Genomic DNA, 15858 nt, shown 5'->3' with positions numbered 1-15858 from the left:
ATCTCACAAAATACATCGATAAACAGATCCATTTTTTCTTTTGAAAATTTGGTACTTAGCCATATTTTATTAGAGAGAGAGAGAGAGAGAGAATGTAATTTAGATAAAAAAAGAATAAAAAACAACAGAGCGAATATTTTAGATAATATTCTTCTGTTACTTTTAAATATAGAAGCCCTATTCCGGAGAACATCCAGTTCCCGGAATAGGGCTTTTTGCGTTAAAAACAATTAATAACAGAAAACCTGTTCCTGAAAGAATTTAATCCTGAAATATAACCAAATCATGTTGATGCCTGAGCCATTTTCTATTCTTAGCCTTTTAAGTAAATAATTATTAACATCTTAATTTATGAAAAACATTGTAAAGCTTCTTACAAAAAAGGTTATGGCCTTTTGTCCAATACTTTGTTTTACTTCCACGCTCATGCTAATAGCTAAAGGCACCAATAAAATAGGTACATAATCAGGGCTGAATCAAAACCTTGCTAATCCGGAAAATAAAAAGTAACAGGATACCGCCGGTATCTGCATTCTCCGGTTCTCTACTCCCGATAACGCGATTTATACTTCCTAAAAATAGATAAACATGAAAAAGAACGTATTGACAAGTCCTCCTCCTAAATATAGATAGAGTCAAAAATAGGCTTCGGCCGTAGATACAGACTGGAAGCATTGTGAGTTTACGATGAAAGTAATATTTATTCTTTCGTTACTAATAGCCCTGTGAATGCGACGGGCGTATCCTGCATACTTGTTGACTGAATAATCTGAAAGTGTAATAATAAAAAACAAAAAGATAGTGTATGAGAAAACCATTCGTATATGGAAATAGATATAAAATGGCCAAGTATATTAATTTTTTAATTTAATTAATTATGAATAAAAAAAAGGATGCATTAAATTGGAAGAGCAGAAAGTGGAAAATCGGGCTTTGCCTGGTATCATTTGCCGTGCTCTCTTCTGCTATGGGTACTAATAATACCTATGCAAAAAGTTCAGAAGCCCTATTGCAAACTAACGTTTTCCAACAGGAAAAGAAAAGTGTAACGGGGGTTGTCGTTGATGCTACAGGAGAACCGATTATCGGCGCAACGATCAAAGAAAAAGGCACACAAAACGGAACAATAACCGGAGTAAACGGTGATTTCACATTAGAGGTAAATGCAAATGCGATTCTGGAGATATCTTATCTTGGGTTTGTAACACAATCTGTAAGTGTAGCCAATACAAACAATATAAAAGTGGAGATGAAGGAGAACGCGCAATCTCTGGACGAGATCGTAATAACCGGTTTTGGTTTGTCCCAGAAGAAAGCTACTCTTACCGGAGCTATTTCGACTATTGGTTCCAAAGACATCGAAAGGTCGTCTGCCAGTACAGTTTCGGGAGCCTTAGTCGGAAAAATTCCGGGATTAAATACCCGCCAGACAGACGGGCGTCCCGGAGGAAGCACTCAAATCAGCATCCGTAACATGGGTAATCCACTCTATGTAATCGATGGTATTCAGTCCGACGGTGGACAGTTTAACAACATTAACTTCAATGATATCGAAAGCATTTCGGTATTGAAAGACGCTTCGGCCTCTATCTACGGGGTGCGGGCAGCTAACGGGGTTGTGGTGGTTACAACAAAAAGAGGCAGAAGAAATACGAAGAATACCGTATCTGTTAACGGATATTACGGCTGGCAAAGCAACTTTAAGTTCGCAGAACCTGCTGATGCAAAAACATATGTAACCAAATATGTACAATCCGAAACTATGCTCATTTCGCAGGGCCGCATGAGAGAAGACCAACGCAGATATACCCGTGAAGAGTATGACAAATGGATGGCAGGCACGGAACCCGGATACCAGAGCTTCAACTGGCAGGATTATATCTGGGGCTCTGCACCGCAATCTTATGTAGATATGAATGTAAGCGGAGGATCGGAAAAATCAAATTATTATGTATCTGTAGGCCACTTGAGTCAGGATGCGACTGTTCGCAACTATGGCGGATTTAAACGTACTAATGCCCAGATGAATCTGGATGTTCAGGTGACAGAAAAGCTCAAAATAGGTGCAGGTTTTAACGGGCGTCTCGAGTCGCGTGTCAATCCGGGAGTACCGGGAGGAGACGACTATTGGTTACCGCGTTTTGCAGTACTGAGAAACATACCGACGGTAGGCCCTTATGCCAACGGCAACCCTAATTATCCGCAGGTAACATCAGATGACAAGCAAGTGAATTTCGCTATTCTGAGCTATGACAAATCGGGTAAAATGACTGAAGACTGGCGTGTTATGCAAGTTAATGCCAATGCCGAATACGAAATCATCAAGGGGTTGAAAGCTAAGGCTTTGGTAAGTTACTATTACGCGAACAAATTGTTTAATAACCACGAATATACATACGACCTTTACAGGTACGACAAGCAAAATGACGAGTATCTGGTAGACTATACCATGAATACGCCATACCGTGAACGTGTACACGAAGAAGTAACGGAAATGACGTCTAATATTCAGTTGGCATACGAGAAAAAAATTGGACGGCATTCGTTGGATGCCGTTGCCGGATTGGAAACTATCAAGCGTAAGAATCCTCACACAAGGGTGGTGTCTACTCCTATTGCCAATAATATGGAAAATATTTACCTGAATGAGATCAAAGAGTTTACTGAATCGCTGGATCAACCTCAGGCCCGTATGGGATGGGTAGGCAGGGTTAACTACAACTTCGCGGAAAAGTATCTGGTAGAACTCTCCGGCCGTTACGACGGTTCATGGAAGTTCCCGCCTAATGACCGTTGGGGATTCTTCCCTTCAGCCTCTGTAGGTTGGAGAATATCGGAAGAAGACTTTTGGAAAGAAAGTAAAATCTCCGGATTTTTCGATTATCTGAAAATTCGCGGTTCGTATGGTTTGGTTGGTAATGATGATACTCCTAATTACAGTGCTTTCGACTATATGGCAGGTTATAATTTTGACAAAGGGGGTGCTGTTCTCGACGGTCAGTATATAAAAGGTTCGGAAGCCCGCGGACTGCCTGTAAAAACCTTATCGTGGCTGGAAGCCAAGATTCTGGATGTCGGTTTCGATGCCGGATTCCTTAACAATCGTTTGAGAGCAGAGGTTAGCTATTTCAGCCGTATACAAACAGGGATTCCGGAACGTAGATGGGATGTTGTGATTCCTTCCGAAGCAGGATTTGATGTACCGTACGAAAATCTGAACTCTAATGCCCACAAAGGTATGGACGGTATGATAAGCTGGCGCGACAATGTGAACGACTTTGCATATAATGTCGGAGTTAATGCTACATACGCGCGCTTCTATGACTGGGAACGCTACGACGACCGCAGAGGAAATTCATGGGATAAATACCGGAACAGTATCGTAAAACGTTATGGATATCTGAACTGGGGATTAGAAGCTATCGGACAGTTCCAGAGTTGGGAAGAAATAGCGAATTATCCTATCGATAATGACCGCCAGGGAAACAGAACCGTAATGCCAGGCGATATAAAATATAAGGATATTAATGGCGACGGAGTAATCAACGGTATGGATGAACGTCCGATAGGCTATCGCCAGGATGCAACTCCTGTATTCAACTATGGTATCAATCTGGGTGCGGCATGGAAAGGCTTTGATTTTGCTGTCGACTTTTCCGGATCGTTATTCTCTACTTATTTTCAACAATGGGAGCAGGCACGTGCCTTCCAGAACAACGGAAACAGCCCTCAGTTCTTATTAGAAGATAGCTGGAGCTTGTCTGACATATGGGATGCGAAAAGTCCACTTATTCCCGGAAAATATCCGATGGCACTCAAAGACCGTAACGGAGATAATACTTATTGGGGAAGTACATTCTGGAAGACAAACGTGAGGTATTTGAAATTAAGAAATTTAGAATTCGGATATACATTCCCTAAAAATCTTGTATCGAAAGTAAACATCAGCAGTTTACGTTTATATGTGGCAGGAAGCAATTTATTTGCCCTGAGCAATGTACAAGGGATTGATCCCGAACAGCAGGATGATAACGGTTTGGGATACCCTACCATGCGCGTAATTAATATAGGTGTAAATCTTAAGTTTTAAGAAATCATGAAAAAATATATAATACTAATAGCAACACTACTGTTTGTTTCATTGACAGGCTGCTCCGGATTTCTGGATGAGGAGCCGGACAAAATATTAAGTAACGATCAGGTTTTCAGCGATCCTAAGCTTATAAAAACAACATTGGCCAATTTCTATGGACGCGTTACCTGGGGACAGAATACCGGCGGAGCAGTAAATGATTTTTCGTTTCTGGATGAGGCCGTTCGCCATAACAGGGATGAGATTAACTCTTTCGACCGCAATTGGTGGAGAGTATATGATTATACACTGATCCGAAATATCAACCAGTTTCTGGAAGGTATTAAAGCAACCGCGGTCTTAAGCGAAGATGAAAAGAAACCATTGATCGCCGAAGCCCGTTTCCTCCGCGCATGGTGTTATTTCTGTACAGCCCGCAGTTTGGGAGGAATGCCTATTGTCGGAGATCAAGTGTTCGATTATACTCCCGGCATGGATATTACAACGATGCAGTTGCCTCGCTCTTCGGAAGCCGGGATATATGATTACATCATTCAGGAATGTAACGAAATAGCCGGTGCATTGCCTGTAACCACCAATGTGAACTCGGCCCGTGCCAATAAATGGACAGCTAAAATGCTTGAAGCCCGTGCCGCTTTATATGCAGGTTCTTTGGCTAAATATAATGTAACTCATCCCAATCTGACAGTGGAAGGTGGGATCGTAGGTATCGATGCAGGTAAAGCTTCTGCATATTACCAGACAGCATTTGCTGCCGCCGACGATGTGGTGAAAAACAGTCCGTATGTATTGCAGGCAAGAAAGAACGACAACAAAGCACGGAATTTCTTCGACGCAGTCAGTGTGAAGTCAAACAATACCGAGGTAATATGGTCACGTGACTATCTGGTACCTAACAGTAAACATTATTATACTAAGGACTGTATTCCACGGTCTATTGCCGGTGAAGCTACATCATGCTATTTGTCGGTATTACTAAATCTGGTGGAAGAATTTGAACCTGTTAATACGTCAACTCCCGGACAGGGAGCGAAGTTCAATATCGGAACTATTGAAAACCCCGTATTTTATAATACGCCTACCGAACTTTTCGAAGCCAGGGACCCACGATTGGGAGGCACTGTTTTGTATCCGGGTTCTTTCTTCGGTGGAGCAGAGATTGTTTTACAGGCCGGACAATTGGTAAAAGGAGAAAATGGCAGTTGGAGAAAGATTGCGGCGGCTTTTGATAATATGGGAGATAAAGATGCCAACGGCAAACTGGTTACTTCTGTCAACGGGCCTATCATGTCTAACGATATAAATGTAAATAAGACTGGGTTTACCATCCTTAAGTTTCTTGATGAAAATCCATCAGCTTCAACTTTCACCGGCTCCGACACATGGAGTACATACTTCCGTATGGCTGAAGCTTATCTGATCGCAGCCGAAGCGCTGGTAGAGACCAATAAGGCAGATGATGCCCTGCCATACATCAATGAAGTGCGCGAACGCGCAGGTGTGAAACCATTAACTACTGTAACATTCGACAACATCGTTCACGAAAGGCGTGTAGAATTTGCATTCGAAGACCAACGCTATTGGGACATGAAACGCTGGCGTCTGGCAGATAAATTATGGAACAGGCAGGCAGAAACAGCTAAACGCAGAGGCCTATACCCTTACCTGGTAGTAGCTCCCGGCGATCCTAACGATGGAAAGTGGTTCTTCGAAGAAGTCAATATGAGTTTTCTATACCCGAACAATATGCACTTTGAAGATCGGAACTACTATGCGGACATAGATCAAGGTTGGATAAATAAAAATCCGAAATTGAAGAAGAATCCTTATCAATAATTAAAAAATATGATTAAAATGAAGATATCATTTTCAATAATTTTACAGGCAATACTGTTCCTCTTATTGCTTACTTCTTGCGGAACAGATAACTATGATGCTCCTGAATCTCTATTGACCGGCAAAGTCGTTTACAAAGGCGAACCAATACAGGTAAGAGGTACTAACGAAAGGGTGCGCTTGCAGCTATATCAGAGTGGATACCAGAATTATACACCGATTGAAGTATTCGTAACTCAGGACGGTTCTTTCTCCGCCAAGTTGTTTGACGGAGAATATAAGATGGTAACCCGTGACAACAATGGCCCTTGGGTTAATTCACGCGATACCACATATATTACTGTCAAGGGAAATACTGTACAAAATATGGAGGTGACCCCTTATTTCACAATAACTGATGCCGATATGAAATTATCAGGTAAAAAGGTGACTGCGACTTTCACTATCGACCAAATTGTGACGAATCGACAGATAGAGCGTATTCTACTATTGGTGAACAGAACTCAGTTTGTAGACGATGATATCAGGATAGACCGCATCGATTACACTGGTACTGATGCTAAAACAGGCTCTCTGTCCTATTCATTCGATATAAACGATGAAGCTAATAATGCTACAACTCTTTTCGGTCGCATTTGTGTTTGGACTGCGGGTGCCGATCAGGGAATATATTCTCCTGTATTTCATCTGAAATAATTCATATTATAGCCGGCCGGAAAGGTATTGAAGCTCCTTTCCGGCTTTTTTTCTTTAGAGTTTTTTTACTTGCCATAAGTTTGATTTCTAAATTCTTATCACTATATCAGCTACATATTCAAAATCTTTTCCCCTCTTACTTTAGGGTAAGCTCTCCGGTAAATCTGCCGGTATTTATCTAATGGCAATTCAAAATAATGTCTGCCGCCAATATCGCAGGCTGTAAACATACAATAGGGTATATAAACTAAATCTACATGTTTACACCATATTTCAGCCCATAATTCGGATTTGTCCTTGATGTGCCGAAGAAGGAATGGGTACATCTCTAATTAATAACATATAAAATATTTAAAATCAATTTTTTTGAATATTAACATTTTCTCCAGTTTCACAGAGAAAACTACCTAAATAACGATTTTTTCGTTTTCAAATATAACGAAGGACCACCTATTTCAGGAAAAGACAGATAAAAGCTTTCGGATAAATAGAACATACATATATTCTTATTATCTTTATGTCTAAATCATATAAAATTATAGACCATAAAGAAAAAGGGCTATTGCTTAGAGAAAATTATGATGATAAATACAAATTGAAGATAAAGTTTTATACTGTTTTTCAATTCAGCAAAGGTAAATCCGGCACAGTTAAGTTGAAAACAGAAAGAGTTTCTAAAAAATTTCTAAAGCAGGGGTCGGAGCATTGCGGGTTTAATACATTAGTACGGACAGAGATTATTTCAGGGAATTTTATATCAAGCCAATATTTATGATTTGCTTCACTCATTGGGTCTGCTTCCCAGCGAAACAAAGGTTTCTATTTTAAGATAGATGAAGCTAAAAGACGACAGACAAAAAAATATAAGAAATTTTTAAAAGTTTAAAAGAATGTGAGACTTTGACAGGAGGCATTATCCTATTTACGATGATCTCAGTTTATTTGGTATCGCTATATAGTTTTCCTATAGAGCCGTAATTTATAATTGCTTACAAACAGATTTCTAAGAAAGGTTACAGGCTTTAGATGTATAAATCGTATAAAAAGATGGCCTATGCAGAAGAGTGATTCTTATCCGTCAAAAAGCATTTAAAAGAGACTTTCGGACATACGAAGATAGATACCTGGTCATTCTCTATATTGGCAATATCAGGCATTTTTGATGCATATCCGAATATGGAGATTTATTATCAGCCTGCTTAAGTCGAATCGGAGGAGCCTGATGTTATATGAGGGAAAGAATTTCCATAAATGTATTTGTCATTTATCAAGGAACATATCTTCAGATCGTGACTGTTAATACCACATGAATCTATTAAAAATATTTGAGAAATTAATTTTTTAGTATTTATATAAAGAGCTTAATAATGGCGACTATGTCTTTTATCTACCGTCCCTCATCCCGAGGAGCGGATTATGTTGGAAGTTTGAATATGAGATTTATCCATCTTCGAAAAATTAAACAGTTGAGTATTCCGTTCAAATTATATCCTGAAGAATGGGATGCCATTCAGCAACGGATAGTACATAAATATCCTGACAGAGAGTCATATATGCTTCAGGCTGAAAAGTATTTGAAGCAAAGTAAAAGTGTATTTGAACAGACTGTGTGTTTATTGGAGAAAGATGGATGTTATGACGTGGAGGATATTGCCGTCCATTTTAGACACGATCCGTCTGATATGAGTCTTCAGCAATTAGTCCGGCAATTATCTTGTGAATTAATCCGCTTCGGACAAGAGCGTACAGCCCGGGCTTACCGGACAGCAGCCTATGGACTTATAGAATTCAATAAAGGAAAAGATATCCCTCTGATTCATATTGACAATTTTCTTATTAGAAACTATGAGCGCTCTATGAAAGAAAAAGGACGAAGTCTGAATACTATTTCTTTTTACATGCGAAATCTACGAGCTATCTATAATAAAGCTGTCCGCAAGGGATTTATAGAGAATAAGAATGAAAACCCATTTCTGGAAGTTTATACAGGAGTAGATAAAACACGAAAACGAGCGCTGGATCAGGATGAAATTCTGCGGCTGCATAATTTGAAATTCTCTCAATTTCCCGACAGTGAAAAGGCTGCCAATTCAGTAAATGATGCGAGTTTGTACAAAGCCTGGCGTTTATTTTTCTTTTGTTTCCATACCCGCGGTATGAGTTTTGTAGATATGGCTTATTTACGCAAAGACAATATTCAAGGAGAACTCATCCGTTATTATCGAAAAAAAACAGGCCAATTAATCGAAATTAAGATCACACCTAGATTACAATTATTAATCGATAGCTTTGCCAACGATGTGAAGAACTCTCCTTATTTGTTCCCTATTATTCACGATGATAATAAATCCAAACGATTGTACTATGAGAGTGGGTTGCGTCAACAGAATAGGTATCTCAAGATCTTAGCAGCCAAAGCCAGTATTGATAAGTCCTTATCAACGCATGTATCGCGTCATAGCTGGGCGACAATGGCTAAAAAGGAAAATCTGCCCATATGGGTAATAAGTGAAAGTTTAGGACATAATAATGAAAAAACGACTTATACTTATTTAGCTTCTTTAGATCGCTCAGTTTTAGACAATGCAAATGATATTGTTTCAGCTTCTATAGATATAAATTCGCGAAAACAGTTGTTTACCGCAGATTAAGTACTTATCAATAATTATAAACTTGCAAAACTCATAAGATATTATCTCCTGTTCTTCTTACCTTATGTAAGGTAGGCAGAGATTTTTATAATTATAAGAAAACGTCATTTTTTAATAAATAGCATATATGTACAATCAATTAAAAAACTGTTAAAATGTTCATAAATATGTCAATTTATAAATGTTAAATATATATCTTTACCACCAGTAGATTATTTACCGTCAACTCCGTCACTTTAGAAGTGACAGGCAGATGCAAAAAAATGGATACACAAATTTACTTAAATTTTAATATTAAACCTTATTAATAGCTACCCACTTATTCTGATTTTCCGCCAAACCTGCTATTTTTCTCTTATATTCCCAGGTGGTTTTCCGAAATTAGCTTTACAAAAGTCATTAAAACTAGGTAAGGAAGAAAATCCGAAATCAGAACTTATTTGCTTAAAAGGTTGATTCGTATTTCTTATTTGATGAAAGATCCTTTTAGCTTTCTGGTCCTTCATCCATTTATATGGAGATAATCCAAATATACGTTTAAATCGTTTTTCGAAGCCGGATGTTGTATAATTCATGGCATTAGCGAATTCTCCCACTGACTTGTATTTATACCAGGTATCCATGATAGATGCTGCAAACTCGTTTCCGCTCTTCAAGTCATATTGAAAAAACTCCCATAAGACATTTTTCGGATAAAACCATCGGAAAATATAGAATAACTCTTTTATTTTCAGTTGATAAAAAGATCTGCACCTGACTCCAACATGTACATAATCTAGTAGATTATTAAGGTATTTCTCTAAGTATTCATTCATTTCTAATGTGAATAAGCTATTTCCGGTAGAGACCGGATATTTAATCTTATATATGACTTCTTTCTCAAGATCTTTGAAGTGATAATTATCACAGAAACATGTATGCCCTTGTATACATATTACAAAAAAAATACTTTTTTCCAATGCCTTACAAGTAAACTTATAGCCTGTAGGAAGATATACGATCTGCTTACATCTAATTTGGCAATCGGAATATTCTCCGAACGAGAAAACAAGCCTTCCATCTAACAAGAATATTAATTTATTGCCTAAAGACAGATTTTCCCATGATTCCCCCTCTTCAATAGAAACGAATTCTATTGCGGGGTTTTTATCATGGTCATAATTTATACATCTTAAATGCTCCTCTAAATATAAAAGTCCCATAATACCCAAGTTTTCAATATGTTTAACAAATGTTTGTAAGAAAAAATAATTTTAGCCTTTATTTATATATAGCATTAAGTATAAATAGCTATTATACAGATTAATAGCTATATGTTTACATACTATATACCCTTTCGGATAAATAATTTGTTCGACAGTTTGTAAAACTATTTGAAGGTTGGGCTAGTATTTTATATACTATATGTCAGCTATTTATATATTAGTGTCTATCATCTGCCTGTCACTTCTAAAGTGACAGACAATTAACAGAGGGATAATGTTATTACAACCTTGATAATAATAATATTATCAATAATATAACATGAAGCGAAATGAATTATCTAATGTTAAGACTATTTGATTGAATTATATATTAACAAATATTGTTTGACATTGGTAAAGGTTGGACTGAGAGAGATTATCCATTTTTTAATCAACTATATTATCTAAAATTTATTTTAAATTAAAAATTAGAAAAATGAAAAAAGTATTATTTAGCCTGGCTTCTGCCATTCTGCTATTGTCTTCTTGCGGTAGCGATGAAAATGTTCCGGTGGCTTCAAATACAGGAGACCTAGTGACTGAAGTCAGATTTGATGGTATTACCACCAAAGATGCGTCTTCAACAGCTATACCTGTTACAAGTTGGAGCAACGTGAACAAAATACAATTATTTTTATATAACTCGGTGAGTGGCGCTGTTGCTTTCTCAGATGTTATAGACCCATCAACATCTTCAACTAAGATTTTTAAATGGACAAATGTACCTCAGGGTACTTACGATCTGGCAATCGTGGCAAACATCAAAAGCGATGTGGACAATGTAGCTACTTCACTAGATGGCGGCACAACTTGGGCAAAATTTGATGCATACAATGTTTTGAGCAAAAAACTTAATTCAGAATTGTTCATTGATCTGAAAGAATCTACTTTGCCGGCCGGACATACTTTCTCTCAAACAGCCGCATACTCGCCTGCTTCAGAAATATTCACAGCATATTCTTCAAATATAAAAGTAGAAGAAGGAAAAACTACAGATCTTTCTTCTACCCCATTAATGCTGAAAAGAGAAATATCATTGATGCGTGTACGCATAGATAAAACTGACAAGGAGGATGCGCCAAAGTTGAGTACTGTAGATTTTGCTAATACCAGCAATTTTATCGCTATAGGAAACATGCCTGTTGGTATCGGTCTCAAATTGGGATCATTTGCCGGCGGTATTTATGAGACTGCTTCCGATGCTGACAGAATAATGATAGGTTCCAGTGGAACAAGTACTTATAATGATGCCGATCCAACAACAGGCTATGATCCAAAAGTTATTGTAGATAGTAAGTTTACACTATGGAAAGATATTCACGTTTTGCCAAATGCCACCAAGGCAGAAGGAAAAGCTACTAATGTTAACGCGGAGCCTGCAAGAATGTATTTTATTATCCTTACAGGATGGGCTCCAACCGGATACCAGTATGCTGATGAGACAATAGCATCAAAACCTCAGCCGGTATATTGGGCAGGTACAATCAAAGGTGTTTTCTCGCCGAATGTGATACGGGAAGTAAATATGACCATCAAATCTAAGGGGTACCCCGAAATACCTGAACCTCAAAACGAGGGCACACTGATTATAGAAGTTGGCGCTCCTGAAAACTGGAACTCAAAAATAGAAAGCGAACAAGTAGAAGTCTAAATATTTGTGCCGGGTTTTTCATAAACAATCAAGATCTGAATAACTAATTGAACATTATTATCTTGCTCTTTTACTGGGACAATACTTTGACTAAAGTATTGTTCCGGCGGAGCGGATAGTAGCTGGATGTTATCTTATTATCTAAAAAAAATGAATAAAAGATATTACTTACAGTTTTTTTATCTGCCTGCTCTATTGTATTTATCATCATGTACATATGACTATTTCGAGGATGAAACCAATTATGAAATTTATGTACCCAAAGCTGATAAGAATATAAGAACAGAGACATATAGTATCGAGGATCTTAGCATCTTTATCTATAACGATGAACTTAAAAAGGAAAGATATTCCGATAACCCATTTTCCGAGAATGCACGAAGCAGGTTGGGAAACTTTAATTTCAGGCTTTATCCCGGTAGCTATAACGTCTACTGCTTCACAAATGCACAGGGAACACTTTTTCAGGACTTAAACATATATAGCCAAGCCAGATTCGATCTGCAACAATCTACGGATGGAACTTATAAAGAACCTTCTGCAATTTATCTGGAGTACAGAACTCCGACAATTAATTTTCCTGGCCCGGTAGTTTCCGATACGGCTTTCTTCGAACGGAAATATGTGGGGCGTATTTGCATAGCTTTTAAGAATCTTTTCAAATTAGATGCTTCTTTAACATATACCAATATAAAGAAAATAGATATTGAGGCTTCAGGTGTAGGTGTCACCCAATACCTGTTGGCACTAAAAGACAGTACCAGTACTCGATCTTCGCGAAATAGTACGTCAGATATAATGCGATTGAGCGGTAAGACATTCGATGTTGAATATAAAGATTTTGAGTTCGGGGTTCAGAATTATTATTTTCCTTCGCCCGACTTATCCGGAGAAGGACGTGAGCGCGAACCCATCGTTTTAAAGTTGAATTTTATCGGACAATCTGATAATACCTTATCCGTTCTGACCATTCCTTTTACGGACAAGATGGGAATCCCGATCGTCTTGCATATGAATGAGACTCACATAATAGAAGTTGATGGTAATAATATACAGATAATGAGGTTGGAAGATCCCGAGAAATGGAATCCTCAGATAGAGACGGAAGAAAACTCCGGCCCCGGTGGCGGTGGAATAGGCGTATAAACAGATATTTATTAATTTATGAATCAATGAAACATTATTTCAAATGCATTTTTACAGCTGCTATACTACTGATGTTCTTTTGTTATACTCCGGTAGTAAAATCTCAGGCACTGAAAACAAATATTCCTTTTATTTTGACCGGAAACCCCAATTTTGGTATTGAGTGGACCGTAGGACGGCAACTTACAATAAACACAGACATCATGTGGATGCCCTATTTATTCAAAAAAAATGAAGAAGTGTTCCGTGTACTTGTCGGCAGTCTCGATTTCAGATATTACCTCAATCCTAAGTATTATTATACAAACGACCTTTGGGATGGTTTTTATGTAGGACCTTATGCAATGGCTGGAAATTTCAATATCGGACTAAAAAACAAGGACGAAGAGAAAACCAGTTACCGTCGCAAAGGATGGGGAATGTCGGCCGGAGTCACAGCCGGATATAAATTCTATCTGTCGAGCCGGTTTCGCATAGATGTTAATATTGGAGTAGGATATGCTCTTCTGGAATATGATAAATATCAACTTGGTGGTGAATATGCGAATTTTGCAGAGGAAATCAAAAAGACAAAAAATTATGTAGGACCCACTAAAATCGGAGTATCATTCGTGTATAATATATTCAGATAAAAGACTCTTATGATTAACAATATAATACGATCCGTTTTCCTTATACTTTTGTTTTTTATTTCATTATCCGCAATAGGTGATGATATTAAGAATGAAACAGAAGGAGATAGGAGAGCTAAAGGGATTGAGGCTCGCGCCGACCGGAAATTCATTCGTCAGGATTTTGACGAGGCGATGGTTATTTACGAAACAGCCTTTAATCATGCCTTAAGTTCAGGATATGGGGCAGCTTTGCATCTGAAGGTAGCACGTTTATACCTTACCTTATTGGATTATACGAAGGCTGTACCTCATTATGAGTCAGCCATGGCTATCTCCGGCAACGTGTTCAGTACTGCGGACATTTGTAATTATCTGGATGCCCTGCGCTTTTCTGGACAGCGGATGAAAGCCATTAGTCTGGCGCGCCGATACGCTTTTCGCGACACTTATCATTCAGATCAGCGTTACCAGAATATCTTACATGCTCTTAATTACGAAGATGGCTTTTTACCAATAGGGATGCCCGAATTTACAGTTCGATCATTGGATAAAGTAAATACTTCTAATTCTGAGTTTTGGGTAGGCGTGAAAACCGGCGAATATTTTTATGCCAGCAGTAAGAGTCGTTTTCATGATCCGAATAAGAAATTCTATCATCGCAGCAATTATTTTTCACTGGCCGAAAATTCCGGATATTCCGTTAGGAGTGAGGGAGATGTAAAGAATCGGATGTTGGATATGATTCCTTCCAGTTTGCAAAATGGCCCTGTGTCGTTTTCGCGTAATATGACCAGAATGGTAGTAACTCAGGTTTATTACGGAAAAAGCGAAGGAATAGGAATGACATCTCAGGGACTAAATACTTTTCAGACCAGATTATATTATTCAAACTATGACCAAAAACGAAAAGGCTGGTCTTCTTTCAAAGAAATTTTCCCTCAAATAGAAGGTAGTTCTTATTCTCATCCCTATTTATTCAATAACGACCGTTCGTTGCTTTTTGCATCGGATATGCCCGGAGGTTTTGGCGGGTACGATATTTATGTCACTCACTGGGACGACCGGAAAGGAACATGGGGAGAATCTGTAAATCTTGGTTCTCAGGTCAATACCGAAGGAGATGAAATCTCACCGAGTTTGTTTGATGATATGCTGATCTTTTCCTCCAATGGTCATATTGGTTTTGGCGGTTATGATGTGTACGGTATAACTTATGAGAACGGACATACCGTAGATGGAAGCTTAGTGCATTTTGATTATCCAATAAACACAGTTCACAATGATTTTAGCCTGCTTCATATCGACGAGGATCGTGGATACATTGTTTCGGACAGGAAAACGGCAAATAAAGATGACATATTCTATTTCGAACGAAATATATCGGACAAACGAAATAACAACATGCTTTTTGGTATATCAGAAGCTAAAGCTGTAAGCAACGGATCTATAAATTTAATAAGGGACGAGAATAAAAATTATACAGGTATTCCTTTAAAGGAGGCTTTGCCCAGTAGCCGGTTTGTAGAACATGTGTTAAGCCTGTACTTCGATTTTAACTCTTATATGTTGGGAACAGAAGCCTTGAAAGCCCTTGAAGCATGGCAAAAAGAATCTGATTTCAGCAAAATAGATACGCTCGTCATGGAAGGCTATGCTGATGAAATCGGAGGAGAACAATATAATCAGGTTCTTTCTGAAAAAAGAGCTATCGAAGTCGGAAACTGGATGAAAGATAATGGTATAAGGGCTAAGCTGTTAATGCAAGGTAAAGGACAGATTGCGGCCGATATTGATTTTGCCTCTTTATTATCGCAATTCAGCCAGGAATTATCAGGTAAATCCCTTTACCAATATCTTCCATTAGAGAATAAAATAAGACTCAACCGGGATGTACGGCGAGTAGATATAAAAGCAATAACAAAATAAA

At 38.2% G+C, this 15858-nt stretch carries 9 protein-coding genes; 8 read left to right on the top strand and 1 reads right to left on the bottom strand.

The features are described 5' to 3' along the window. Positions 1-877 precede the first annotated feature (877 nt). The 4 genes from B3317_RS16955 (at position 878) to B3317_RS16940 (ending at position 9276) form a co-directional block, all read left to right on the top strand. Entirely contained in the window at positions 878-4090 is a 3213-nt protein-coding gene (locus B3317_RS16955; protein ID WP_291113902.1) for a SusC/RagA family TonB-linked outer membrane protein, read from the top strand. A gap of 6 nt (positions 4091-4096) precedes the next feature. Then, on the top strand, positions 4097-5929 hold the full coding sequence (locus tag B3317_RS16950) for a RagB/SusD family nutrient uptake outer membrane protein (RefSeq protein ID WP_291113899.1): 1833 nt from the start codon (positions 4097-4099) through the stop codon (positions 5927-5929). Between the two features lie 18 nt (positions 5930-5947). Then, positions 5948-6625, top strand: a complete 678-nt coding sequence (locus B3317_RS16945; protein WP_291113896.1) for a DUF3823 domain-containing protein — start codon at positions 5948-5950, stop codon at positions 6623-6625. Positions 6626-8058: 1433 nt separating this feature from the next. Continuing rightward, on the top strand, positions 8059-9276 hold the full coding sequence (locus tag B3317_RS16940) for a site-specific integrase (protein ID WP_291113893.1): 1218 nt from the start codon (positions 8059-8061) through the stop codon (positions 9274-9276). Between the two features lie 344 nt (positions 9277-9620). On the opposite strand, the gene B3317_RS16935 is transcribed toward B3317_RS16940, so the two are convergent. Next, entirely contained in the window at positions 9621-10478 is an 858-nt protein-coding gene (locus B3317_RS16935; RefSeq protein WP_291113889.1) for a helix-turn-helix domain-containing protein, read from the bottom strand. A 478-nt stretch (positions 10479-10956) separates the two neighbouring features. Between B3317_RS16935 and B3317_RS16930 the strand changes: the two genes are divergently transcribed. From B3317_RS16930 to B3317_RS16915, 4 genes are all read left to right on the top strand, one after another. Further along, entirely contained in the window at positions 10957-12171 is a 1215-nt protein-coding gene (locus B3317_RS16930) for a FimB/Mfa2 family fimbrial subunit (RefSeq protein WP_291113886.1), read from the top strand. Between the two features lie 150 nt (positions 12172-12321). Next, positions 12322-13317 (top strand): hypothetical protein, encoded by a 996-nt coding sequence (locus B3317_RS16925; protein ID WP_291113883.1) that lies wholly within the window; start codon positions 12322-12324, stop codon positions 13315-13317. A gap of 26 nt (positions 13318-13343) precedes the next feature. After that, positions 13344-13949, top strand: coding sequence for a DUF3575 domain-containing protein (locus tag B3317_RS16920; protein WP_291113880.1), 606 nt, complete (start codon positions 13344-13346; stop codon positions 13947-13949). 9 nt (positions 13950-13958) lie between these two features. Further along, positions 13959-15857, top strand: a complete 1899-nt coding sequence (locus B3317_RS16915) for an OmpA family protein (RefSeq protein WP_291113877.1) — start codon at positions 13959-13961, stop codon at positions 15855-15857. The last annotated feature ends 1 nt before the right edge of the window (position 15858 follow it).

Origin of the sequence: Dysgonomonas sp. UBA7710 (assembly GCF_002482385.1) — a bacterium.
Lineage (GTDB): Bacteria > Bacteroidota > Bacteroidia > Bacteroidales > Dysgonomonadaceae > Dysgonomonas.
This window is presented reverse-complemented; position numbering and strand designations above follow the sequence as displayed.